21 protein-coding genes, 2 tRNA genes and 1 pseudogene are annotated in these 23,121 nt (G+C 69.7%); 9 read left to right on the plus strand and 15 right to left on the minus strand.

Annotated elements, in window-relative coordinates:
* Positions 1 to 51 precede the first annotated feature (51 nt).
* The 9 genes from KYK13_RS21750 to KYK13_RS21790 all read left to right on the plus strand — a co-directional run bounded on the left by KYK13_RS21750 (position 52) and on the right by KYK13_RS21790 (position 9,235).
* Positions 52 to 1,290 (plus strand): efflux RND transporter periplasmic adaptor subunit, encoded by a 1,239-nt coding sequence (locus tag KYK13_RS21750; RefSeq protein WP_223632435.1) that lies wholly within the window; start codon positions 52 to 54, stop codon positions 1,288 to 1,290.
* Positions 1,287 to 1,982, plus strand: a complete 696-nt coding sequence (locus tag KYK13_RS21755) for an ABC transporter ATP-binding protein (RefSeq protein WP_223632438.1) — start codon at positions 1,287 to 1,289, stop codon at positions 1,980 to 1,982. Before KYK13_RS21750 ends, KYK13_RS21755 begins: the two co-directional genes overlap by 4 nt.
* Positions 1,979 to 3,145, plus strand: a complete 1,167-nt coding sequence (locus tag KYK13_RS21760) for an FtsX-like permease family protein (RefSeq protein ID WP_223632441.1) — start codon at positions 1,979 to 1,981, stop codon at positions 3,143 to 3,145. Before KYK13_RS21755 ends, KYK13_RS21760 begins: the two co-directional genes overlap by 4 nt.
* A gap of 3 nt (positions 3,146 to 3,148) precedes the next feature.
* Positions 3,149 to 4,306, plus strand: coding sequence for an ABC transporter permease (locus KYK13_RS21765; protein WP_223632444.1), 1,158 nt, complete (start codon positions 3,149 to 3,151; stop codon positions 4,304 to 4,306).
* A gap of 122 nt (positions 4,307 to 4,428) precedes the next feature.
* On the plus strand, positions 4,429 to 4,605 hold the full coding sequence (locus KYK13_RS21770; RefSeq protein WP_223632447.1) for an FmdB family zinc ribbon protein: 177 nt from the start codon (positions 4,429 to 4,431) through the stop codon (positions 4,603 to 4,605).
* Between the two features lie 42 nt (positions 4,606 to 4,647).
* The gene (locus KYK13_RS21775; RefSeq protein ID WP_223632452.1) at positions 4,648 to 5,046 is read left to right on the plus strand and encodes a phosphoribosyltransferase family protein; all 399 of its coding nucleotides are present in this window, start codon (positions 4,648 to 4,650) and stop codon (positions 5,044 to 5,046) included.
* Positions 5,043 to 6,188 carry a CapA family protein gene (locus KYK13_RS21780; RefSeq protein ID WP_223632455.1) on the plus strand — a complete coding sequence of 382 codons (1,146 nt, stop codon included), beginning with the start codon at positions 5,043 to 5,045 and terminating at the stop codon, positions 6,186 to 6,188. Before KYK13_RS21775 ends, KYK13_RS21780 begins: the two co-directional genes overlap by 4 nt.
* Before the next feature lie 126 nt (positions 6,189 to 6,314).
* Positions 6,315 to 8,093 (plus strand): DUF4091 domain-containing protein, encoded by a 1,779-nt coding sequence (locus tag KYK13_RS21785; protein ID WP_223632457.1) that lies wholly within the window; start codon positions 6,315 to 6,317, stop codon positions 8,091 to 8,093.
* A 47-nt stretch (positions 8,094 to 8,140) separates the two neighbouring features.
* Positions 8,141 to 9,235, plus strand: coding sequence for a LuxR C-terminal-related transcriptional regulator (locus KYK13_RS21790; RefSeq protein ID WP_223632460.1), 1,095 nt, complete (start codon positions 8,141 to 8,143; stop codon positions 9,233 to 9,235).
* Between the two features lie 403 nt (positions 9,236 to 9,638).
* Here the strand turns inward: KYK13_RS21790 and KYK13_RS21795 are convergent, their stop codons facing one another.
* The 15 genes and pseudogenes from KYK13_RS21795 to KYK13_RS21865 form a co-directional block, all read right to left on the minus strand.
* On the minus strand, positions 9,639 to 9,923 hold the full coding sequence (locus KYK13_RS21795; RefSeq protein WP_223632463.1) for a hypothetical protein: 285 nt from the start codon (positions 9,921 to 9,923) through the stop codon (positions 9,639 to 9,641).
* A 354-nt stretch (positions 9,924 to 10,277) separates the two neighbouring features.
* Positions 10,278 to 11,579 carry a serine protease gene (locus KYK13_RS21800; protein ID WP_223632465.1) on the minus strand — a complete coding sequence of 434 codons (1,302 nt, stop codon included), beginning with the start codon at positions 11,577 to 11,579 and terminating at the stop codon, positions 10,278 to 10,280.
* 194 nt (positions 11,580 to 11,773) lie between these two features.
* Positions 11,774 to 11,850 (minus strand) — tRNA-Pro (locus KYK13_RS21805).
* 195 nt (positions 11,851 to 12,045) lie between these two features.
* Positions 12,046 to 12,324 (minus strand): annotated as a pseudogene (locus KYK13_RS21810) (integration host factor subunit alpha); the annotation flags it as partial.
* Positions 12,325 to 12,418: 94 nt separating this feature from the next.
* On the minus strand, positions 12,419 to 14,833 hold the full coding sequence (pheT, locus tag KYK13_RS21815) for a phenylalanine--tRNA ligase subunit beta (RefSeq protein WP_223632468.1): 2,415 nt from the start codon (positions 14,831 to 14,833) through the stop codon (positions 12,419 to 12,421).
* Between the two features lie 31 nt (positions 14,834 to 14,864).
* On the minus strand, positions 14,865 to 15,914 hold the full coding sequence (gene pheS, locus KYK13_RS21820; protein ID WP_223632470.1) for a phenylalanine--tRNA ligase subunit alpha: 1,050 nt from the start codon (positions 15,912 to 15,914) through the stop codon (positions 14,865 to 14,867).
* 123 nt (positions 15,915 to 16,037) lie between these two features.
* Complete coding sequence (gene rplT / locus KYK13_RS21825) at positions 16,038 to 16,385, minus strand: 50S ribosomal protein L20 (protein ID WP_120524871.1); 348 nt, start codon at positions 16,383 to 16,385, stop codon at positions 16,038 to 16,040.
* A gap of 92 nt (positions 16,386 to 16,477) precedes the next feature.
* Positions 16,478 to 16,684 carry a 50S ribosomal protein L35 gene (gene rpmI / locus KYK13_RS21830; RefSeq protein ID WP_223632473.1) on the minus strand — a complete coding sequence of 69 codons (207 nt, stop codon included), beginning with the start codon at positions 16,682 to 16,684 and terminating at the stop codon, positions 16,478 to 16,480.
* Between the two features lie 100 nt (positions 16,685 to 16,784).
* Entirely contained in the window at positions 16,785 to 17,489 is a 705-nt protein-coding gene (gene infC / locus KYK13_RS21835) for a translation initiation factor IF-3 (RefSeq protein ID WP_370645140.1), read from the minus strand.
* A 58-nt stretch (positions 17,490 to 17,547) separates the two neighbouring features.
* Positions 17,548 to 19,476, minus strand: a complete 1,929-nt coding sequence (gene thrS, locus KYK13_RS21840; protein WP_223632476.1) for a threonine--tRNA ligase — start codon at positions 19,474 to 19,476, stop codon at positions 17,548 to 17,550.
* Positions 19,477 to 19,564: 88 nt separating this feature from the next.
* Positions 19,565 to 19,636: transfer RNA gene (locus tag KYK13_RS21845), tRNA-Val, on the minus strand.
* An 83-nt stretch (positions 19,637 to 19,719) separates the two neighbouring features.
* Positions 19,720 to 20,400 carry a uracil-DNA glycosylase gene (locus KYK13_RS21850; protein WP_223632479.1) on the minus strand — a complete coding sequence of 227 codons (681 nt, stop codon included), beginning with the start codon at positions 20,398 to 20,400 and terminating at the stop codon, positions 19,720 to 19,722.
* Positions 20,397 to 21,581, minus strand: coding sequence for an AI-2E family transporter (locus KYK13_RS21855; protein ID WP_370645141.1), 1,185 nt, complete (start codon positions 21,579 to 21,581; stop codon positions 20,397 to 20,399). Before KYK13_RS21855 ends, KYK13_RS21850 begins: the two co-directional genes overlap by 4 nt.
* Before the next feature lie 152 nt (positions 21,582 to 21,733).
* The gene (locus KYK13_RS21860; RefSeq protein ID WP_223632483.1) at positions 21,734 to 22,120 is read right to left on the minus strand and encodes a PEGA domain-containing protein; all 387 of its coding nucleotides are present in this window, start codon (positions 22,118 to 22,120) and stop codon (positions 21,734 to 21,736) included.
* A complete protein-coding gene (locus tag KYK13_RS21865) occupies positions 22,120 to 22,935 on the minus strand; it encodes an LPP20 family lipoprotein (protein WP_223632500.1) in 816 nt (271 codons plus the stop codon). Before KYK13_RS21865 ends, KYK13_RS21860 begins: the two co-directional genes overlap by 1 nt.
* Between the last annotated feature and the right edge of the window lie 186 nt (positions 22,936 to 23,121).

The raw sequence follows: 23,121 nt of genomic DNA on the forward strand, positions 1-23,121 counted from the left end.
CGCCTCCCTACAGTCATCATCGAGGGCCCGGGGTCCTGGCCGGGAGGAGCCGTGACCGACGCACAGTCCCAGACGGCGTTGAGCGCCCTGCGCATCGACCGCTCCGCGGTCCCCATGAAGCACCGGCGCAGGCGGCGCTGGCTGCTCCCCGCCGCGGCCCTCCTCGCGGTGCTCGTCCTGGCGGCGGTCGCGGTGGCACGGCGCGCGCCCACCGTGCGGGTGGCCGAGGTGCGCGAGCCGCTTCCAGGCGAGCAGCAGACGGAGCTGTCCGCCTCCGGGTACGTCGACTCGCGGCGCCGCTCGGTCATCGCACCGTTGATCGCGGGCCAGCTCGTGAAGGTCGCCGTGGAGGAGGGCGAGGCCGTGCGACAGGGCCAGGTGATTGCCCGGCTGGATGACCGGGACGCCCGCGTGGTGCTGGACCGCGCTGAAGCTGGAGTGCGTGCCTCCGAGGCCCAGCTCGCCGCCTCCGAGGCCCAGACCCTCAACGCCGAGCGCACCACCGCGCGCACGCGCACCCTCGCCAGCCAGGGCGCCGTGTCCCGGGCCCAGCTCCTCGACGTGGAGACCGCGGGGCGCGCCACCGAGGAGGCCCTCAACCTCGCCCGGGCGCAGCTCTCCGTCGCCCGCCGGGCCCGAGATGCGGCCCGCCTCCAGCTCACGCACACCGTGGTGCGCGCGCCGTTCGACGGCACCGTGGCGAGGAAGCTGGCGAACGAGGGGGCGGTGCTCGCGCCAGCGGCCCTCACCGGCATCAACCTGGGCGGCATCATCGAGCTGGTGGATCTCCGCGCCCTGGAGGTCGAAGCCGAGGTCAGCGAGGAGCAGCTCTCGCGCATCCACACGGGCCAGCCCACCCTCATCTTCCTGGACGCGCTGCCGCGGCAGGCCTTCCCCGGCCAGGTGGCCACGGTGCGCCCCGCCATCGACCGCTCCAAGGCCACCGCCACGGTGCTGGTGCGCTTCCAATCCGTCCCCCGGGGCGCACTGCCGGACATGGGCGCCAAGGTATCCTTCCTGCGCCAGCCGCTGCCTCCTGGGGCGCTGGACCTCCAGGGACAGTCCCCGCGCGTGCCCGCCAGCGCGGTGGTGCGCGACGCGAAGGGCGCCGCCGTCTGGGTGGTGAAGGACGGACGGCTCACACGCCAACCGGTGCGCGTGGGCGAGCGCGTGGGAGACGAGGTGTCGCTTGCGCGGGGGCCGCGCGCGGGGACGCAGGTGGTGGCGGCCCCGGCTCCGAAGCGCCTGCGCGACGGCCAGCGCGTGAAGGTGGAGACAGGGGGCGGATGAGCCAGGACGCGCGGCCAGCCCCGGCCCCCCTGGTGCGCCTCCGGGGCGTGTCCAAGACGTACCGGCGCGGCACGGTGGAGGTGCCCGTGCTGGCGGCGGTGGACCTGACCATCCGCACGGGCACCTTCGAGGCCTTCATGGGCCCGTCCGGCTCTGGCAAGTCCACGCTGCTCAACCTCATCTCCGGGCTGGACCGGCCCAGCAGCGGCCTCGTCGAGGTGGCCGGCCGGGACCTGACGGAGCTGGATGACCGAGAGCTGAGCGACTGGCGCGCCGCCCATGTGGGCTTCGTCTTCCAGCTCTACAACCTCATTCCCGTGCTCACCGCCGCGGAGAACGTGGAGCTGCCGCTGCTGCTCACGCCGCTGACGCGTGGGGAGCGGCGCCGGCACGTGGCCGCGGCGCTGGAGCTCGTCGGCCTGACGCACCGCGAGCGCCACCGTCCGCCGCAGATGTCCGGCGGCGAGCAGCAGCGCGTGGCCATTGCCCGCGCCATCGTCTCCGACCCGGAGCTCGTCATCGCGGACGAACCCACGGGGGACCTGGACCGCCGGTCGGCGGAGGCCGTCTTGGATCTCTTCGGCGTACTCCACCGGGACCTGCACAAGACGCTGGTGATGGTGACGCACGACCCGCACGCCGCCGAGCGCGCGGGCCGCGTGCACCACCTGGACAAGGGGGTACTTCAGTGAGCTACGTGGGCTTCGTGGGTCGCAACCTGCTGCGCAACCCGCTGCGGCTGGCGCTGACCCTCCTGGCGGGCGCGGTGGGCGTGACGGCCTTCATCTTCCTGAGCACCGTCGTCGACCTCTTCTATTCCAAGGCGCGCGCCGCGCAGGTGGACCGGCTCATCGTCCGGAACAAGGTGTCCTTCACCCAGCCGCTGCCCCTGTCCTACGCCGCGCGCATCGCCGCGCTGCCGGGCGTCACCGCCGTCACGCACGAGGAGTATTTCGGCGGCACGCTGGGAGACACGCGGAAGGACTTCTTCGCCAACTTCTCCGTCGACCCCCAGACCTTCCTGGAGGTCTTCCCCGAGTTCGTCGCCCCGCCCCAGCAGCTCGCCGCGTTCCGGGGCGATCCGTGCGGCGCGCTCGTGGGGGAGACGCTGGCCCGGCGCTTCGGCTGGAAGCCGGGGGACCGGGTGACGCTCAAGGGGCAGTTCTACCCCGGTGACTGGACGTTCAACGTGCGCGGCATCTACACGGGTGCGCATCCCGGGGTGAACACCGCGGCGCTGATGTTCGGCTACCGCTGCATCAACGAGAGCGACAGGCTGGCCCCCTCGCTGAAGGACAAGGCGGGGATCTACGCGGTGCGCGTGGACGATCCGGCGCGCTCCGCCGAGGTGGCGGCGGCCATCGACCACCTTTTCGACAACAGCCCCTTCCCGACGAAGACGGAGAGCGAGAAGTCCTTCCAGCTGGGCTTCGTGGCCATGACCTCGGCCATCGTCACCGCGGTGAAGGGGGTGTCCAGCGTCGTCCTGCTCATCATCCTGCTCGTCATCGGCAACACGCTGGCCATGGGCGTGCGCGAGCGCACCCGCGACCTCGCCACCCTGCGCGCCCTGGGCTTCCGTCCCCGCACCGTGGTGGCGCTGGTGATGGCCGAGTCCGCCGTCATCGGCCTGTGCTCCGCGGCCCTGGGCGTCACGGCCGCGCCGGTGCTGGTCCGCCTCTTCGCGAAGCTCATCGCCGCGCGGCTGGGCACGCTTCCGGAGCACCTCACGCGCGGGCACACGCTCTGGGTCTCCGCGCTCGCGGCGGTGGCGGTGTCCCTGCTGGCGGGCGTGGGCCCCGCCCTGCGCGCGGTGCGGCTGCCCGTGGCGGAAGGCCTGCGGAAGGTGGCCTGAGCCATGGTGCCGCTCTTCTACAACGCGCGCAGCCTGTGGGCGCGCCGGGTGTCCACCGGCCTCACGGTGGTGGGGCTGGGGCTCGTCGTCTTCGTCTTCTCCTCGGTGCTGATGCTGGCCCACGGCATCGAGTCCGCGCTGGCCTCTGGCGGAGACCCGTCCAATGTCGTCGTGCTGCGCAAGGGGGCCACCAGCGAGCTCGTCAGCGGCATCGAGCAGGAAGCGGTGCGCATCCTCTCCACGGACTCCCAGGTGGCGTCCGGGCCGGACGGCCTGCCGCTGGTTGCCGGCGAGCGGGTGGCGCTGCTGACACTGCCCGGCGGGCGCGCGCGGTCGATGAGCACCACGGCGCGAGGCATCAGCGCGGAGAGCTTCGCGGCGCGGCCGGAGGTCCGAATCGTCTCCGGGCGCAGGCCCCGGCCGGGCACCAATGAAGTGGTGCTGGGCCGCTCGCTCGTGGGCACGTCACCGGAGGCCGGGCTGGGCGGAGCGCTGACGTTCGCCGGGCAGCGCTGGCCGGTGGTGGGCGTCATCGCCGCGAGGGGCGGCGCCTTCGAATCCGAGGTATGGGCGGACGCCCTGCGGCTGGGTGCGGCCTTCGGGCGCGAGGACTTCAGCTCCGCGGTGGTACGGCTGCGCTCCCCCGTGGAGGTGGACGCCTTCGTGAAGCGCGTGGAGGCCAACCCACGCTTCACGCTGGAGGCCAGACCGGAGCCGGCGTACTGGGCGGATCAGGGCAGCGGGCTGGCCACCTTCATCCGCGTGCTGGGCCTCTTCGTGTCCCTCGTCTTCAGCGTGGGCGCGGTACTGGGGGCGATGATCACCATGTACGCCCAGGTGGCGACGCGCGTCGCGGAGCTGGGGATGCTGCGCGCGGTGGGCTTCCGCCGGCGCAGCGTGCTGGCCAGCGTGGTGGTGGAGTCCGCGATGCTGGGCGCGGCCGGCGGTGTGCTGGGCGCGCTGGGGGCACTGGCCACGCGGTGGATCCACATCCGCACGCTCAACTTCCAGACGTTCGCGGCGGTGAGCTTCGGCTTCTCCCCCACTCCCGCGATCCTGCTGGGCGCGCTCCTGTTCGGCACGGCGATGGGGATCCTCGGAGGGCTGTTGCCAGCGCTGCGCGCCGCGCGCCTGTCCATCCTGGACGCGCTGCGCGCCTGAAGGCCGGACCCGTGCACGGCCGGCGTCCCGGCGGGTGGACGACGCCTCGTGACCTGTCATGGGCTGGCGGCGGACCCCATCCTGTTCCGAATGCCACGCGCACCTTCGGAGGGGATCGCGCCATGCCTGTCTACGAGTTCTTTTGCCGCACGTGCCAGGAGCCCTTCACCCAGCTCATGACCATCAAGGAGCATGACGAGCGAACGCCCAAGTGCCCGCGCGGCCACGATCCGAAGGAGGTGGAGAAGCGCATCTCCTCCGCCCATGCCGTGACCACCAAGAAGTCGCTCACCTACTGAGGCGCGCACGGCCGCGCGCCTCCTGCTCGAAGGGGGCCTACCATGTCCTTCGAGGACCGTGTGGATGCGGGCCGGCGGCTCGCGCGGAGGCTGCTCGAGCGCGGGTACACGGGCAAGGACACGCTCGTCCTGGGCCTGCCATGCGGCGGAGTCCCTGTCGCCTACGAGGTGGCGGCGGCGCTGGGCGCTCCCCTGGACGTCTGCGTGGTGCGCAAGCCGGGCGCTCCGGACTCCCCGCTGAAGCCGCTGGTGGATGACGCCGTGTGCGTACTCTCCACGCTGTCGATGTTTGCGATTGGCCAGTGGTACGTCGGCTTCTGCCAGGTGCCCGACGCGGAGGTGGTGAAGCTCCTGGCGCTGGCGCGGAGCACCTTCGAGCAGGAGCGGCCCCTCACCGGGGCCCCCAACCCCGAGCCTCCGCAAGGCCAGGGGACGGGATGACCGCCGGCCATCAGGGCCTGGAGCCAGGACGGGCCCTCTCCCTCTTCCTGTGCGGCGACGTGATGACCGGCAGGGGCATCGATCAGGTGCTACCCCACCCCGCCCCGCCCGCCATCCACGAGTCCTACCTGCGGGATGCCCGGGCCTATGTCGCGCTCGCCGAGGAGCGCAACGGCCCCATCCGCAAGCCCGTGGGCTTCGGTGAGATCTGGGGGGAAGCGCTCGCCTTGTTGGAGCACGCCGCGCCCGACGTACGGCTCATCAACCTGGAGACGAGCATCACCACGAGCGAGCGGTGGTGGCCCGACAAGGGCATCCACTACCGCATGCACCCGGAGAACGCCGAATGCCTCACCGCGGCCCGAATCGGCTGCTGCACGCTGGCGAACAACCACGTGCTGGACTGGGGCTACCCGGGGCTGACGGAGACGCTCGCCGCGCTCCGCCGTCTGGGAATCGCCACCGCGGGGCTGGGTGAGGACCTGGAGGAGGCCCAGCGACCCGCCATCCTGGAGGTTGGGGCCGGGCGGCGGGCCGTGGTGTTCTCTTGCGGAGACGTCAGCAGCGGCATTCCGCCGTCGTGGGCGGCGGGGAGGGGCAGACCGGGTGTGGACCTGCTGCCAGACCTGTCCCCCGCCACTGCGCGACACATGGGCTCGCGAGTGGCGTCCGTTCGGCGCGAGGGCGACGTCGTCATCGCCTCCATCCACTGGGGCGGAAACTGGGGTTACGCGGTGCCACGGGCGCAGCGGGACTTCGCCCACGCGCTCATCGATGAGGCCGGCGTGGACGTCGTCCATGGCCACTCCTCGCACCACTCTCGCGGCATCGAAGTCCACCACGGCCGGCTCATCCTCCATGGCTGCGGCGACTTCCTGAACGACTACGAAGGCATCACCGGCCACGAGGACTTCCGGCCGGATCTGGCCTTGATGTACCTGGGGGCGGTGGACGCAGCGAGTGGCAGGCTCGCCAGCCTGCGCATGATCCCCATGCAGCTGCGCCAGCTCCGACCCCACCGGGCCTCGCGGCGGGATGCTGAATGGCTGTGCGGCGTCTTGGACCGCGAGGGACGCCGCCTGGAGCCCCGGACGCGGGTGGAGCTGGGGGGTGACGGGGCCCTCGTGCTCCAGTGGGCGTGAGGCTGCATCCTCCGCACGCAGCTACCGTCCCTGCGGGCAGGCCGGACGCCCGCCGGTGTCGGATGCCGCACGGCACGGGCGCCAACGGATTGCCACACTCTCTCTCAGGACTCAGGCTGCAATGCCATGCCAAACATCAAATGGGAGATGTTCTGTTTGTTGTTGCTGGGAAGCCAGGCCGTGTGGGCGCACCCGTCACGCGCGGCCGTCTGGGGTGAAAGCGCGATGGTGAAGGTGCGTCCTGAAACGCCTCCCCGAGTCCAGGGGGCCGTTTCACTCACCGCCGCGCGCAATGAATTCGTGTCCTTCCAGGTGGTGCTTCACGGAGGCACGTCGGGCCTGCGGGGCGTGACCGCCGTCCTGCCGGAGCTGCACGGTGACCGGTCGCGCATCCACGGTGGGGACCTGCTGCTCTACCGGGAAGCGCTCCTGGACATCACGACGCCCACGCCCCCAGGGACGCTCCCTGGGCGATGGCCGGATGGCCTGGTGCCGGATGTGGACGAGGTGGTGGGAGAGAAGCGTCTGGCCTTTCCCTTCGACGTGCCCGCGGGCGAATCCCGCGCCGTCTGGGTGGACGTGCACGTGCCGCCCAACTCCCGTCCGGGCAACTACCGTGGCGCCGTATCGGTGAAGGGGGACGGCTTTACTTCGCGCGTGGAGGTGGACCTCCAGGTGGTGGATGCGCTCCTGCCGAGCACCTCCTCGCTGCGCAGCGCCTTCCTGCTCTGGCCTCCCCACGTGTGCCGCGCCTTCACGGGGGATCCGGTGTGTCCCGTCGACACCCAGGTGCGCCTCTTGAAGCGGTTCCACCGGATGGCGCTGGAGCACCGCATCTCCCTGGCGAGCGGCTTTCCGCGACAGGTGGACCTGCCCACGTGGGATCTGCCGGACTACGACACGTTCAGCGAGCGCTGGGGGCCGTTCCTTGATGGCTCCGCCCCCAACCGCCTGCCCGGGGCGCGCATGACGGCCTTGCAATACCTGGGACCTGGCAACGGTGCGTCCCTGTCGGAATTCCAGACGGAAGCGCAAGCACGTGGCTGGCTGTCGCGCTCGTTCGACTATGTGGGGGATGAACCGCCCTACGGCGCCACTTGGGAGGCGGTGACGGCCCGGGCCGGGCTCACCCGCACGGTGGCTCCGCGCCTGCGCACGCTGCTGACCAGCACCGTCACCGACCTGGAGGCCCACGGGCTGTTGGAGGACATCGACATCATCACCGTGCTGGTGAACTACATCGACGGGACCCAGCCGCCCTACGAGGGGTCCCAGCGCCCGAGATACGACGACTTCCTCTCCCGGCCCGACCGCGAGCTGTGGCTGTACCAGAGCTGCATGAGCCACGGCTGTGATCCGGCGGCTCCGCCCCCACCGGAGAACCTCCCCGGCCAGGGCTGGCCCTCGTACATGGTGGACCGCTCGGCGGCCAAGGCGCGCGGCATGCAGTGGCTGGACTTCATCAACGGTGCGAGCGGCGAGCTGTATTACCAGACGGTGGGCCTGCTCTCCTCCGCGTGGACGACGCAGTTCCGCTTCAATGGCAATGGTGACGGCACGCTCTTCTATCCGGGGCTGCCCTCGGTCATCGGCGGCACCACCGAGATCCCCCTGCCTTCGCTGCGCATGAAGCTCATCCGGCAGGGCATGCAGGACTACGAATGGCTGAAGCTGGTGAGTGACGCAGGCGACCCGGCGTACGCGCGCGCCGTGGCCCTGAAGCTCATCCCGCACGCCTGGGCGGTCCCCGACGACGGCGAGGCCTTCGACCGGGCTCGGCTTCAGCTCATCAAGCGCTACCTGCAGTTGTGCCGGGACCGCGGCACGCCGCGCCAGGCCACACCTCACGAACGTCAATCCCTCTGGAGAGTGAGGGACGGATTTTCAGCCGGTGGCTATGGATGAGAGGTCACCCCATACAATCCACGGGGTGGCCTGCTCCAGGAGGGTGAATGGTCCGTCTACCGAAGCTCACTACCGCCGAGTACACGATCAGGGACAGGGCCATCCGAGCCTTCAACAAACCGCGGACCCTCCGTGAAGCACTCGAGGCCACCCGACCGCATCTCCTTGAGGTCGTGCCGGCGGACGCCGTGGCGCTGTGCCTCATGCCAGACACGCGTTCACCCGTTTTTGAATGGCTCGTTCCAGGCCATCGCCTCGTCATTCTCGAGCAGTACGCCGAACTGATTCAGCATGACCCCTTCCGGGGCCCCATCTTCAAGCGGCCCCACTGGGTCGTCCGCGATTCGCAGCTCATGTCCCGCAAGGAGTTCGTGGGGAGCCTCATCCACCAACGCAGCCTGGAGTTGGGACCGCGCCTGGATCACATCATGGCTGTCCTCCTCCCCACTCGCTCCGGCCGCGTCGCTGCCCTCGCACTCTACAGACACCGGCCACGCGCCTTCTCCGCCAGGAACGCAGACATTCTCGGGAGCCTCACCGAGCACCTGGCGGACGCTGTCAGCAGGTACTGTGACCTCGAGGAACTGGAAATCCGTGCCAGGACTCTCGAAGAACTCTACCGCCGTCCCAATGCCGCCCTCCTCGTCGTGGAGCCTCCTCACCACGAGGTGATGCGCACCCCGAATGCCGCTGTCCTCCTGGAACGATGGTTCAACCCCTCCGACCTCCACTCGTCCGGCATTCCTCTGCCGCTCCAGGAGCAGTTGGATGCCCTGATGCGCATGACGCCGGATGAGCGGCTCGGCAAGGACTCCTGGGTCCGTGTCCACGAGGAGCGCTACCGCAAGGTCCAGTTCATGGAACTGTCCGCTCCCGAGGGGCCCTCGAAATGGGCCCTCAAGCTGGAAGAGATTCCGCGCTCCATTCCCCTCCCCGAAGAGATGAAGCGAAAGCTTCGTCCCAAGGAGATCCCCGTCGCGATGGGCATGCTCCGCAACTGGAACGATCACCAGATCGCCGGTGAGCTGAAGCGCTCCCATCACACCGTGAAGACCCACGTGAAGAACATCTTCGCCAGACTGGGGGTCGACAACCGGGCGGACCTGCTCTACCAGGCCGCTCACCTCAACATTCCTGTCTGACCATGCCTCTCGGACTGCCCCCAGCCGAAGGGAGCACCTCGGAGCTCCCGCGCCGCCGGTCAGGGGCCGGAGAGCCGATCCGCACAGGCATTTCGCTGGTACGGCAGCCCTGACGGCGACCGGGAGGAGCCGCTCGAAGTCCTTCACCTGCTCGAGCAGGCGCCCCCAGCACGTAGAAGCGGGGGCGCATCATGAACGGGGGCGGGCGCACCTTGAACCCGTCGTCCATCTGGGCGGCGCGGTGCTCCAGCGCTTGGCTCGACTCCCGGGTCGCGGCCTCGTTCGTCGCCAGCCCCTTCGCCGTCGCGGCGCAGACGCGCACCGCCGGGGAGGCGTCCCCCACTGCGGCACACCCGAGGAGCGCTGTGGCGTAGAGGGCGTCGGCGGCCTCCGCGTGCTCGTTTCACGGCATGGGACCGGACCGCAGAGAGCCATAGATCAAGATGCGCTCCGGTCCCGCCGCCGGACAGTCCTGGGGGCTGCTGAACGTGAAGAGGTTCGCGATCTCCCCACGACCACTCGCTTCAACGTCGATGCTCCCGTTGCCCGAGTAGACCCCCAAGCCGGCGCTGTTGTACGCGGTCACGTAGACCGGAAGCTGCCGGTACACGGGGACGTCGCGGATGACCCCTTCGATGGCGCCGTTCCCCACGACCAGCGGCACAGGCCCGATGTTCTCGTACGGCATCCACGCTGTTGCTGTCACGGCTCCGCAAGGGTCCGTTGCCAGGGGGATGTGTACCCAGATGCCGTACCGGGTTGGGCCCGCATCGAGCGTGGAGGGGCCCGCAACCGGGTCCTCCATGTCTTCCTCCTTGCGACAGGCCCCCAGCAGTGCGCAGCTCACCCCAAACATCACGCTCCACGCGGCTCGCTTCATCAGTCCACTCCCGTAGCGCATGAACCTCGCGCCCCTTGGGACACGTGAGCCTGGGAGCCTGGGACATCGGTCACTCTAAGCGTCGTCGCTCGTGCGACCCGAGTGAAGGAGCCCGGCGCGGACGGTGACGGATGCCACCGCCCGCTTCGGTCCTGCAGGGGGCTACTGGACGGTGTAGGCCACCGTGCCGCTGCAGCTCCCGCTGGAGTAGCAGCCGGCGCGGATCTGATAGGTGCCCGCCGTCGTGGCCTTGAAGCTCGCGTAGGACAGCGTGCCGCAGGCGTCGTCGTTCGAGGTCACCTGGGTGGAGCCGTTGTACAGGCGCAGGTACGTGTCACCGGTGCCGGAGGAGCCCGGCACCGTGCAGGTGCCGAACTTGAGGGTCTGCCCGGCGGCCAGGGTGACGTCCCGGTTGACGGTGTTCTGGTTGGCGCTGTTGGTGTTGGTGGCGGTGAAGGTGAACGTCACCGGCGTCGGGGGCGGCGGGTAGCCCGCGCACAGGCGCGTGCTGGTCGCCACGCCGCAGTACTCGTCGATGGCCGGCCGGACGTAGGTGATGTCCTCGCCGCGGCAGCCCGTCTCCGCGCAGGTGTTGACGACGTTGCAGCTCCCGTTGGCTTTGTAGTCGGTCTCGCCGCGCACCAGGATGCCGGCCACCGTGTAGCCGTCGTTCTCATACACGCCCGAACCCGAGTTGCCGCCGAACGTGTCCGTGGTGCCCACGAAGTAATCCAGCGTGCCCGCGCGCGCATCACGCACCGAGCCGCCCGAGTCGATCTTGAAGGGAATGCCGCTGCCCGAGCCGATGACCGTCACGCTGCTGCCCACAGGCAGCGCGGCGTTGCCCGCGCGAATGGGGGCGGGTGTGAAGCGCGGGGTGGCCGGCCGGTCCAGCCGGACGACGGCGAAGTCCAGGTTGCGACCGCCCACCGTGGCCTGCTGGCGCGCGACAATCGCCTGGCAGGAGAAGATGTCCGCGGTCGTCACCGTCTGCATGGTGCCGGCGGCGGTGCGGTAGAAGTTGAAGACGAAGCGCGTGCCGGTGCAATCCGACGCGCTGGTGATGCAGTGGCCCGCCGTGAGCACCAGGTCATCGTCGATGAGCGTGCCGGAGCAGAAGGCCGGGGTCAGGTCGTCCAGGAAGCGCTCGGAGGTGCAGAGGTTGTACGCGGAGCGCAGCGTGGGCGCGTTGAAGGTGACGTTGTTGGGGTTGGTCGCGTTGAAGCCCGAAGGGCTCATCAGCGCGACGGTGGACTGCTGAGCGCGGGCGCGCAGCGTGGCGTTCGCGTGCGCGTACACGTCCGTGCGGTTGTCAGTGCCGTAGACGACGGGCTGCTTCTCCGAGCCCACGGGAGCACTGTCGGCAGGCTCGGCCTCGGGGGCCGGACCGCAGGCCACGAGGGAAAGGGTCCACAGCAGCGTTCCAAGCAGCGTCCTACGGCCAGAAGTCCGGGGGATTCGCATGTGCTGAACACTCCTTGAGGGTGAGGAGCGCATGCTCGCGCAAATCATGTGCTTCCAGCAACGTGCACCTAGCGTGTACTCACCGCTTTCCAGGGACTCTCAGGATGGATGCTCACAAGCTGATCAGCCGTGTTGTCGGAAAAACAAAGGCCCTGGAGTCACCGGCTTGCACCGGGAACTCCAGGGCCTCTATTTGGTCGGGGCGACAGGATTTGAACCTGCGACCACTTGCACCCCAAGCAAGTGCGCTACCAGGCTGCGCTACGCCCCGTGAACCGCCGTCGTGAAACGGTGCGCCCTTATGCCCTCGCCGCTCTCTTGGGTCAAGCGCGAGGTGAGGGGCGCTGGTGAAAAAAACCTACTCGTCGCCCTCTTCCATTCCCTCGTCGAAGTCCTCGCCCCGGGCTTCCGCCGCGTCCGCCGCCGCCTCCTCCTGCGCGTCGATCTCCGCGTGGTTCTCCGGCGGCGCCTCGCCGTTCAGGGCACTCTTCAACACCTGGCTCGGCCGGAAGGTCAGGACCCGGCGGGCGCTGATCTCGATCTCCTTGCCCGTCTGCGGGTTGCGCCCCACGCGCGCCTTCTTCTGGCGCACCTGGAAGTTTCCGAACCCGGAGATCTTGATCTTGTCCCCGCGCTCCAACGTCTCCTTCACGGTGTCGAAGACGAGCTCTACGATCTCCGCCGACTCCTTCTTGGAGAAGCCGACCTTCTCGTAGACCCCCTCGATGATGTCCGCTTTCGTCATGCGAGTCCTCTGGCACCCGTGATGGACCGGTGAACGCGGGGCATGGTGTCAGCCTTCCCTGAACCGTGTCAACGTCCTGACTTCATTCAGGAATTCAGGCGCGCAGTGCCGCCCCCAGCCGCTGGTTCACCTCCGCGATGATGCGCTGGTGGGCCTCCGTGACCTCCGCGTCGGTCAGCGTCCGCTCGGGCGAGCGATACCTCAAGGCATACGCCAGGTTCTTCTTCCCCTCGGGGATGGGCTTGCCCGTGTAGACGTCGAACACCAGCGCGTCCTCCACCAGCGGCGCTCCCACCTCCAGGATGACCCGGCGCACCTCCTCGTTGCGCAGCTCCAGCGGCACCAACACCGCCAGGTCCCGCAGCACCGCAGGGTACCTGGGCAGCCCCTCCGCTTGCGGCACCAGCCGCGCCGCCGCGTACAGCGGCTCCGTGTCCAGCTCGAACACGAACACGCCCTCGGGCAGCCCCAGCGCCTTCGTCACGCGCGGGTGCACCTCGCCCACGTAGCCCAGCACCGTGCCGTCCTTCAGCGCCACCTGGGCCGTGCTCCTCGGGTGGTACGCCGGAGGCTCCGCCGGGGTGAAGGCCACGCCCTCCACATGCAGCGCGTGCAGCAGCGCCTCCACCGCGCCCTTCGCGTCATAGAAGTCCACGCGCGCGTCCTTCTGCGTCCACGTCCGGCCACCGCCGCGCAGGCCCCACACCAGGCCCGCCACCCGAGGCACCTCGCGCGCCGCGGGGCGCATGCCCTGCCCGCCCTCGGGGTCCCGGAAGTACGCGCGGCCCGTCTCGTACAGCCCCACCGCCTCCACCTGGTGCCGCACGCTGCGCGACAGGTTCTCCAGGAGGCCCGGCAAGAGGCTCGTGCGCATCACCGACTGCTCGACGCTCAGCGGGTTCAGGAGCGCGATGGGCGCCTCCTTCCCCCCCAACACCTCCAGCGACCTGGGCGCCACGAACGAGTAGTTCACCACCTCGGACAGCCCCACCCCGCCCAGCGCATGGCGCAGCCGGCGCTCGGCCTCCATGGTCGGCGGCTCGGGCGCCAGCGTCTCCAGCCCTCGCGGCAGCTTCGCCGGGATGTTGTCGTAGCCGTACACGCGGGCGACCTCCTCCATCAGGTCCTCCTCGCGCTCCACGTCCACTCGCGCCCTCGGCACTTCGTACGTCGTCTGGCCCTGGGACTCGTCCACGGACTTGAAGCCCAGCGCCGTCAGGATGCGCCGGACCTCCGCCTCCGGCACCGCCACGCCCAGCACCTTCTCCACCCGGCCGTAGCGCAGCGTCGCCCGGCGCGGCGCCAGGGGCTCCGGCTGCACGTCGATGCGGCCCGGCGCCACCGTGCCGCCTGACAGCTCCGCGATGAGCTGCGCGGCCCGGTCCAACGCCGGCAGCACGGCGTCCAGGTCCGCCCCGCGCTCGAAGCGGTGCGACGCCTCCGTGTGCAGCGCGTAGCGCTTCGCGGACCGGCGCACGCCGGAGCCGTGGAAGTGCGCGGACTCGATGACGATGCGCTTCGTGCCCTGCGTGACTTCGCTGTCGCCGCCGCCCATCACGCCCGCCAGCGCCTGCGCCCGGTCGCGGTCCGCGATGACCAGGTCGTCCGCGTCCAGCGTGCGCTCCTTGTCGTCCAGCGTGCGCAGCTTCTCGCCCGGCTTCGCGGTGCGGACGATGATCTCCTGGCCCGCCACCTTCTCCAGGTCGAACGCGTGCAGCGGCTGGCCGTACTCCAGGAGCACGTAGTTGGTGACGTCCACCACGTTGTTGATGGCGCGCACGCCGCACGCCTTCAGCCGGTCCTGCATCCACTGCGGCGACGGCTGGACGGTGACGCCCTCCACCACCCGCGCCGCGTAGCGCGAGCAGCGCTCCTTCGCGTCGATGCGCACCTTCACCTGCTCGGCCACGGCCTTGCCGGACTCGACGGGCTTGGGCTGCGGCGGCTTCAGCTGCGCGCCCGTCACCACGCCCACCTCGCGCGCGATGCCCAGGTGGCTGAGCGCGTCCGGCCGGTTCGGGGTGACGTTCACCTCCAGCACCGAGTCATCCAGCCCCAGGGCCTCCGCGATGGGGACGCCCAGCTTCGTGTCCGCGGGGAGGATCAGCAGCCCGGACGAGTCCTCCGTGATGCCCAGCTCCTTCGCGGAGCAGAGCATGCCGAAGCTGTCCACGCCCCTCAGCGCGGCCTGCTTGATCTCCATGCCGTTGGGCAGCTTCGCGCCCACCGTGGCCAGCGGCACCTTGTCGCCGACCTTGAAGTTCTTCGCGCCGCACACCACCTGGAACAGCGCGGAGCCGCCGATGTCCACCTGCGTGACGGACAGCTTGTCCGCGTTGGGGTGCTGCACCGACTCGCGGATCTGCGCCACCACCACGCCGCGCAGGCCTTCGCCGGGGCGCTCCACGCCCTCGATCTCCAGCCCCGCCGCGGTCAGCTTGCGCGCCAGCTCGTCCACGGACGGCGGCAGCGCGACGTAATCACCCAGCCACTTCACAGAAATCTTCACAGGGTTTGTCCTCTTGCCTGGTGGGCCGGAATCAGAACTGCGCGAGGAAGCGGGAGTCGTTCTCGAACATCATCCGCAGGTCGTCGACGCCGTAGCGCAGCATCGCCAGGCGCTCCACGCCCATGCCGAACGCGTAGCCCGTCACCTCCTTCGGGTCGTAGCCCGCGGCGGTGAAGACGTTCGGGTGCACCATGCCGCTGCCCAGCACCTCCAGCCACCCGGTCTGCTTGCACACGCGGCAGCCCTTGCCGCCGCACGACGCACAGGTGACGTCCACCTCCGCGGAGGGCTCCGTGAAGGGGAAGAACGACGGGCGGAAGCGCGTGCGCGTCTCCGAGCCGAAGAACGCCTTCACGAACGCGTCCAGCGTGCCCTTCAGCTCCGCGAAGCTCACGTCCTTGTCCACCAGCAGGCCCTCCACCTGGTGGAACATGGGCGTGTGCGTGATGTCCGAGTCGCGCCGGTACACCCGGCCCGGCATCACCGCGCGGATGGGCGGCTTGCGCGACAGCATGTGCCGCACCTGCACCGGCGACGTGTGCGTGCGCAAGAGCGACGGGCTGTCCGCCTTCTTCGCGTGGCCCAGCGTGGGCTCGTCCACGTAGAACGTGTCCTGCATGTCCCGCGCGGGGTGATCCTTGGGCAGGTTCAGCGCCTCGAAGTTGAAGTAGTCGAGCTCGATCTCCGGGCCGACCGCCACCTCGAACCCCAGCCGCGCGAACGTCCGGACGATGTCCTCCATGGTGCGCGACACCGGGTGCCGCCCGCCCGGCAGCACCGCGCGCCCGGGCAGCGTCACGTCCAGCTGCGGCCCCTTGAGCTTCGCCTCCAGCGCCGCGTCCTCCGCGCGCTTCACCGCGTCCGACAGGAGCTGCTCCAGCTCCGCCTTGACGGCGTTGGCCACCTCTCCCAGGGCCCGGCGCTCGTCCGGGGGCAGCTTGCCCATGCCGCCCAGCACCGCGGACAGCTCGCCCTTCTTGCCCAGGTAGCGGATGCGCAGCGCCTCCACCTGCGAGGGCTCCGACACGCCGGAGATCTCCTGGCGCGCCGCGTCCGCCAACGCCTGCAACCGGTCTCGCATGGTCCTCTTCCCGCCTTCCATTCACGCCCCGGTCGCTTCGAGCGCCGGGCAAAAAAAAGGGCCGCCCCCTGGTGGAGGCAGCCCGTTTCAGCTTCGGGAGCCGGCGTCACCGCCGGCCGTGTCTCAGGCTGCCTTCGCGATGTTGGCGATGGCGGCAAAGCCCGCGGGGTCCGCGATGGCCAGATCCGACAGGACCTTGCGGTCCAGGTTGATCTTCGCCTTCGCCAGGCCGGCGATCAGCTTCGAGTAGGACAGGCCCACCGTGCGAGCGGCCGCATTGATGCGGACGATCCACAGGGAGCGGAAGTTGCGCTTGCGCACCGCGCGGTCGCGGGTCGCGTAGTCCAGGGCGCGCTCGACGGCCTGGTTCGCACGGCGGTAGCAGTTCTTGCGACGGCCGCGGAAGCCCTTCGCAAGCTTCAGAATCCGATTACGACGACGACGAGCCTTGAAACCCTTTTTGACGCGCATGACACACTCCTGACTGCTGGAAGGGAGCCCGGGGCGCTGGCTTCACGCCGCTCCGCCAGGACTCATGATTGGTTCAAACCCTGAAGAACGACTCAGGCGCCGTAGGGGAACAGCTCCTTGATGACCTTCTTCGCGTCCATGTCGCGCAGGTGGCCCGTGCCACGGTTGCCGCGCTTCTGCTTGGGCGTCTTGGAGAAGGTGAACAGGTGCTTGCTGTACGCCTTGCCGAACTTCACCTGGCCGCTCTTCTTCACGTGGAAGCGCTTCTTCGCGGCGCTGCGGGTCTTCAACTTGGGCATGATCCCAAACCTTCCTTCTGCTTCGTGTCGGCCGGCAGTCATCGCGACTGACGGCGGCCCGGGGCACACGGTCCCCGGACGCTTTGGGCGAAAGCCTCTATCACTCTTTTGATGCGATGGGGGTAGCGTTTCCTACAGCCAACGCAGAAACCACTGCCGCCACCGCCGGCTTGACGTCCGCCGGCTTGCCTTCCTGCTTCTTCCCGGCCGCCTCCACCTGCTGACGGGCCAGCTCGCGGGCGCGCTGCGCCACCTTCGGGTTGGGGGCCAGGATCATGAACATCTGGCGCCCCTCCATCCGGGGGTTCTGCTCCACCACCGCGACTTCCTTCAGGTCCTTCGTCACGTCGTCGAGGATCGCGCTCCCCAGCTCCTTGTGGGTGATTTCACGACCCCGGAACATGATGGTGATCTTCGCCTTGTTCCCCTCCTCCAGGAACCGGCGGACGTTGCGGACCTTGAACTCGTAGTCGTGCTCCTCCGTCTTGGGGCGGAGCTTCACCTCTTTCAGGTGGACCACGACCTGCTTCTTCTTCGTTTCCGAGGCCTTCTTCTTCTCCTCGTACTTGAACTTGCCGTAGTCCATGATCTTGCAGACCGGCGGCTTGGCCATGGGGGAGATCTCGACGAGGTCGAGTCCGTCCGCCTGGGCGCGCGCCAGGGCTGCTTCCAGGGACATCACTCCGAGCTGCTCGGCGTTGGGTCCGACGACACGGACCTCGCGGGCTCGGATACGGCGATTGGTTCTCTGATCGCGAACGATGGGAGGACCCTCCGGCGGGTCGGGGACGGAGCAGGCCTCCAATCCCCGGAAAGCCGGGCACGTAGTTCAGCCCGGACGGAGAGTCAAGTCCTCCCCCGGCTCAGGGCAGCGCGGCTTCCCTGGCCAGCAGCGCCTCGAAGTCGGCGTACTTCATGGTCTTCAGGTCCTCGCCGCCATACCGGCGGGGGGCCACGGCGCCGGCCTCCACCTCGTTGTCGCCCACCACCAGGGTGAAGGGGACCTTCTGCATCTGGGCCTCGCGGATCTTCGCGTTGAGCGTCATGCCGCGCTCGTCCAGCTCCACGCGGAACCCCTTGGCGCGCAGGTCGTCGCGCACCTTGCGGGCGTACTCCAGCTGACGGTCCGCCACGGTGACGATGGTGGCCTGCACCGGGGCCAGCCACGCCGGGAAGGCGCCGGCGAAGTGCTCGATGAGGATGGCGGTGAAGCGCTCGAAGGAGCCGAAGATGGCGCGGTGGAGGACCACCGGCCGGTGCTCGGCGTTGTCCTCGCCCACGTAGGTGAGGTCGAAGCGCTCCGGGGCCAGGTAGTCCAGCTGCATGGTGCCCAGCTGCCACTTGCGGCCGATGCTGTCGGAGACGGCGAAGTCGATCTTCGGGCCGTAGAAGGCGCCGTCACCCGGGGCCAGCTCGTACTGAAGGCCCAGCGACTCCAGCGCCGCCTTGAGGCCGCCTTCCGCACGGTCCCAGAGGGAGTCGTCGCCCAGGCGCTGCTCGGGGCGCGTGGACAGCTTCACCGCGTAGGTGAGGCCCACCGCCTTGTAGACGCGGTCCAGCAGCTGCACGAAGCGCCGCACCTCGTCGGTGATCTGGCTCTCCATGCAGTAGATGTGCGCGTCGTCCTGCGCGAACTGGCGCACGCGGGTGAGGCCGCCCAGGGAGCCCGCGGCCTCGTTGCGGTGGAGCACGTCCTGGGTGTGCAGGCGCAGGGGCAGGTCGCGGTAGCTGTGCTTCTTGAAGCCGAAGTACAGGTGGTGCGACGGGCAGTTCATCGGCTTGAGGGAGAAGTCGTGCTCGCCGGACTCGCTGTCGAGCACCAGGAACATGTTCTCCTTGTACTTGCCCCAGTGGCCGCTCGTCTCCCAGAGGCCCTTGTTGAACATCAGGGGCGTCTTGATCTCCACGTAGCCGTCACCAGCCGTGAGGTTGCGCATCCAGTTGGACAGCGTCTGGTAGAGCGCGGTGCCCTTGGGCGTCCAGAAGGCCGCGCCCGGCGAGTACGGGTGGAAGTGGAAGAGGTCCAGCTCCTTGCCCAGCTTGCGGTGGTCTCGCTTGCGGGCCTCTTCAATGCGCGTGAGGTAGGCGTCCAGGGCCTTCTTGTCGAAGAAGGCCGTGCCGTACACGCGCTGGAGCATGGGGTTGCGGTGGTCGCCGCGCCAGTAGGCGCCGCTGGAGGAGAGGATCTTGATGACGCCGATCTTCCCGGTGCTGGGCGCGTGGGGCCCCAGGCAGAAGTCCACCCATTCGCCGTGGCTGTAGAGCGTGAGCGTCTTGGCGCCCTTGGCGGCGATGTCCTTGACGATCTCCACCTTGAACTTCTCGCCCTTCTCCTCGAAGAGCTTGATGGCGTCCTCCATGGAGATTTCCGTGCGGACGAAGGGCGCGTCCTGCTTGAGCTCCGCGTTGGCGGCCGCCTCGATCTTCTCCAGCTCCTCCGGGGTGAAGGGCTTCTCGCGGAAGAAGTCGTAGTAGAAGCCCTCCTCCGTCGCGGGACCGATGGTCACCTGCGTGCCGGGGAACAGGCGCTGCACGACGCTGGCCACCACGTGCGCGGCGTCGTGACGGATGAGGTCCAGGCCCTCCGGGCTCTTGGAGGTGAAGATCTGGAGCTTCGCGTCCGCGTCGAGCGTGCGGGACAGGTCCACGTCCTGATCATTGACCCGGGCGAACAGGGCCGCCTTCGCGAGCCCGACGCCGATGCTGCCCTTCACGAAGTCCGCGATGGTCGTGCCCCGGGCGGTCTGCTTCTGGCTGCCGTCGGGGAGCGTCACCGTGATGGATTCGGACATGGCGGATAAACCCCTGCGCTGGAAAAAACCGCGGGCGGCAGGCTTTTGGAAAAGCCGGCCGCCCGCGAGATGGAACGCTTACTGATGATGGGTCGTAGTGGGATCGAACCACTGACCCCTACCGTGTCAAGGTAGTGCTCTACCGCTGAGCTAACGACCCGTCGTGCGGATGGGCGCGGGGAATAACAGCGGGCTCCCGCACCTGTCAAGGAACATGAGCGCGAGCCGTGATCTTCCCCGCGTTCACGTCTCCAACAACGCTCGGACGCGTTTCATCACCGCGTCGAACATGGCGGGGGTGAGCCGCCCCGTCTGGGTGTTCTGCTGGCTGACGTGGTAGCTGCCCACGAGCCACCGGCCGTCCGGCAACCGGTACTCGGCGCCATGGCCAAAGGCAGGCCGGGGCGTGGGAAGCGGACTGCCCGTGCGGGCGGCGGACGCCAGCGCGGCGTTCCACCCGATGGCCCCCAGGGCGAGCAGCACCCGGCCCGGCAGGAGCGCCATCTCCCGGTCCAGGAACGGGGCGCACCGGGACAGCTCCTCCGGCAGGGGCTTGTTGTCCGGCGGCGCACACCGGCCCGCGGCGACGATGAAGGCGTCCGTCAGCTTCAGCCCGTCCTCCCGGTGCTCGCTGTGGGCCTGGTTCGCGAACCCCGCGCGCTGGAGGCCCGCGTAGAGGAAGTCGCCGGAGCGGTCCCCGGTGAACATCCGCCCCGTCCGGTTGGCGCCATGGGCGGCGGGCGCCAGGCCCACGATGATCAGCCGGGCCTTCGGGTCGCCAAAGCCGGGGACGGGCTTCCCCCAGTAGTCCCAGTCGCGGTAGGCGCGCCGCTTCACGCGGGCCACCTCTTCACGCCAGGCCACCAGCCGGGGGCAGGCCCGGCAGGCGATGATCTCCTGATGCAGCTTCTCCAGCTTCGTCACGGCGCGCGTGCGCTCCCCTTGTAGAGCTCCGTGCGGCGGTAGCGCTGGAGGACGACGCTCAGGACGACCTTCAGGATGGCGCTGGCCGGGACCGCGAGGAGGATGCCCACGAACCCGAACAATTCACCGAACGCGAGCACCGCGATGATGACCGCCACGGGGGCCAGGCCCACCTTCTCCCCCACGACGCGCGGGGTGATGACGAAGCCCTCGGCGAGCTGCCCGATGATGAACGTCGCCGCCACCACCGCGAGCTGCCACGGCCCCTGCCAGGACAGGAGCACGCCCAGGACGGCCAGCACCACGCCGATGCCCGTGCCCAGGTAGGGCACCATGTTGCCGAAGCCGGCGATGAGCCCGATGGCGATGGCCAGGTCGATGCGCGCCACGCCCAGCCCCACCGCGTAGAGCACCGACAGGATGGCGCCCACGGTGAGCTGGCCCTGCACGAAGGCGGACAGCACCTCGTCCACCTCGCGGAAGCGCTGGCTCACCAGCGCCACCGAGCGGCGCGGCAGCAGGTCCTGGATGCGCCCCATGAGGCGCGGGTAGTCCTGGAGGAAGAAGAACGCGAGCACCGGCACCACCGACAGGCCCAGCAGCGTGGCCGCGAAGCGCGCGGTGTTGCCGGCGAAGCTCGCCACCAGCCGGGCCGCCGTGGGGCCCGCGCTCTGGATCAGCTCGGAGGCCTTCTCCCCCAGCTCCGCGGTGCGCTGGCTCACCAGCTCCGGCAGCGACACGCCCAGGAGCGACTCCACCTGCGGCACCACCTGGGTGCTGGCGCGCTGGAAGAAGCCGGGCAGCTTGGCGGCCTCGTCGCGGAAGACCGGCACCAGGTACAGGCCCGCGCCCACCAGCAGGAGCGTGCCCGCGACGAAGAGGATGGACGTGCCCCAGGTGCGGTCCACGCCGCGCTTCTCCAGGAGCGTCACCAGCGGGTTGAACGCGTACGCGCCCGTCAGCGCCAGCAGCACCGGCACCGCCACCCCGCCGAAGACGGACAGGAGCGCGAACACCAGCGCCAATGAGCCCACCATCACGCCGGACCAGATGAAGTCGACCCGGCGGGCCTCCGCCTCGTCCAGGGCCGAGGGGTCGCCGGGCGGAGGCACGGGCTCCGGGTGCACGACGTGCAGCACCGGAGACACCTCCAGGGTCGCGATGGGCTGGGGAACCTTCACCGCGCGCTCACTGCCTCTCTTACGACGTCCGATGGCCGCCTCCTGTGCCCGCCCATCCTACGGCGTCTTCAGCCCCTGATTGCGCTCCGTGTCCGGGCCCGATGCGTCGCCCGCTGCCTCGGGGACCAGGGTGCCGGCCTGGGAGGGCCCTCTCAGGGAGCGCCGCCGGCCTCGGGGGCCAGGGGCCGGAGCTTCACGTTCAGCGTCACGCGCGCGCCGCTGGGCTCGTAGTACGTCGTGTAGGGATAGAACCCGCGCTTCTTCACCTCCACCTGGTGGAAGCCCGAGTCGCCCAGCCGCAGGCTCCGGGACACCCCGGCGAAGTCGGTGCAGGTGCCCTGCTCCACCCCGTCCAGCAGGACCTGGGCGTCGGAGGGCTCGCACCGGAGCACCAGATCGCCGCGCTTGGACGCGTTGGACGCCATCAACTGCTCCGCGCGGGCCACCGTCGCGGGCTGCTCCTGCTTCCCCGCGCAGCCGCCCGTCAGCATCAGCGCCACGGCGACCCCTGCCGTCTTTCCGCGGACCTTCCCGGACATCACTGCGTCACGATGGCGACCCGGCCCTCGGCCAGGAAGCGCGTGTTCGCCTCGGTGAGGGCGCGGATGCCTTCGGCGCTCAGCACCAGGTCGGAGCCCTGGAGCTGCGCGGCCTTCACCACCAGGGGCTTGTCACCCACGCGCGAGGCCTTCCGCGCGGCGTCCAGGCTGTTGAACCAGGCCGCGACGCCCGCCGTGCCGCGCGCCTCCTGCGAGAGCACCGTCGCGGCGTAGAGCGCCTTGCCCGTGGTGTCCACCAGGCGGGGCGCGAGCACCGGCTTCAGGCCCAGCCCTCGCGCGTCCACCACCAGGCCCGTGTACTTCGCCGCGCCCTCCGCGTTGAGCACGATGGCCGGATCCGGAGGGGGCATCAGCGCCGCGGTGAGCGCCGCGAGCGGCACCTCCACGTCCATCTCCACGCCGCTGTCGGAGAAGTAGCGCGTGGCCAGGATCTTGTAGCCGCGGAGGGCTCCCTCGACGCGGGTCCTCACGTCGTCACGCGCGAGCTCGTCGCCCACGGTGCGGCCCGCGCTCACCTGGATGCCCCTGGCCTGCTCCATCAGGCTGCGGAACGCGTCCTGCTTCGCGGAGCGCTCGGCGCCCAGGCGGGCCTGACCGGGGTTGGCGGCCTTGAGGTCCGGGGCCCCGGCGCCCGTGGCGCGCAGGACCGGGCCCTCCCAGTTGATGCCCGCGGTGCTCACGCCGCGCGCGGACTCGGCGGCGGGCATGACGGGTGCGGCGACCTTCGCTTCCTTGCCCTGGCCCAGCGCCGTCAGCGGCACGGCCAGCAACAGTCCCCACAGCGAACGCCTCACGGAGCACTCCTCCCGTTGTCGCCGCCGCGGAACGTCGGCGAGCGGACAGGGAACCTCTCCGGTCATTCAAGGGGGTCACTTCGCGCGAAGTCAAGGCGACGCGGGGACGGGCGGATCCACCAGACGCCCTCGGCTTCGCGTACCGCGAGCCCCCGGTGGCACCGCGCAATCGCGGTGGCGCACGCG

The sequence above is a fragment of the Corallococcus sp. EGB genome, from assembly GCF_019968905.1.
Lineage (GTDB): Bacteria > Myxococcota > Myxococcia > Myxococcales > Myxococcaceae > Corallococcus.

Excerpts from the sequence above, each read along its gene's own strand:
- KYK13_RS21780 (WP_223632455.1), top strand. The coding sequence starts at position 5,043 with ATGACCGCCGGCCATCAGGGCCTGGAGCCAGGACGGGCCCTCTCCCTC.
- KYK13_RS21790 (WP_223632460.1), top strand. The coding sequence starts at position 8,141 with ATGGTCCGTCTACCGAAGCTCACTACCGCCGAGTACACGATCAGGGAC.
- KYK13_RS21795 (WP_223632463.1), bottom strand. The coding sequence starts at position 9,923 with ATGCCGTACGAGAACATCGGGCCTGTGCCGCTGGTCGTGGGGAACGGC.
- KYK13_RS21755 (WP_223632438.1), top strand. The coding sequence starts at position 1,287 with ATGAGCCAGGACGCGCGGCCAGCCCCGGCCCCCCTGGTGCGCCTCCGG.
- KYK13_RS21770 (WP_223632447.1), top strand. The coding sequence starts at position 4,429 with ATGCCTGTCTACGAGTTCTTTTGCCGCACGTGCCAGGAGCCCTTCACC.
- rpmI (WP_223632473.1), bottom strand. The coding sequence starts at position 16,684 with ATGCCCAAGTTGAAGACCCGCAGCGCCGCGAAGAAGCGCTTCCACGTG.
- KYK13_RS21860 (WP_223632483.1), bottom strand. The coding sequence starts at position 22,120 with ATGTCCGGGAAGGTCCGCGGAAAGACGGCAGGGGTCGCCGTGGCGCTG.
- rplT (WP_120524871.1), bottom strand. The coding sequence starts at position 16,385 with ATGCGCGTCAAAAAGGGTTTCAAGGCTCGTCGTCGTCGTAATCGGATT.
- thrS (WP_223632476.1), bottom strand. The coding sequence starts at position 19,476 with ATGTCCGAATCCATCACGGTGACGCTCCCCGACGGCAGCCAGAAGCAG.
- KYK13_RS21765 (WP_223632444.1), top strand. The coding sequence starts at position 3,149 with ATGGTGCCGCTCTTCTACAACGCGCGCAGCCTGTGGGCGCGCCGGGTG.
- KYK13_RS21785 (WP_223632457.1), top strand. The coding sequence starts at position 6,315 with ATGCCAAACATCAAATGGGAGATGTTCTGTTTGTTGTTGCTGGGAAGC.
- KYK13_RS21800 (WP_223632465.1), bottom strand. The coding sequence starts at position 11,579 with ATGCGAATCCCCCGGACTTCTGGCCGTAGGACGCTGCTTGGAACGCTG.
- pheS (WP_223632470.1), bottom strand. The coding sequence starts at position 15,914 with ATGCGAGACCGGTTGCAGGCGTTGGCGGACGCGGCGCGCCAGGAGATC.
- KYK13_RS21775 (WP_223632452.1), top strand. The coding sequence starts at position 4,648 with ATGTCCTTCGAGGACCGTGTGGATGCGGGCCGGCGGCTCGCGCGGAGG.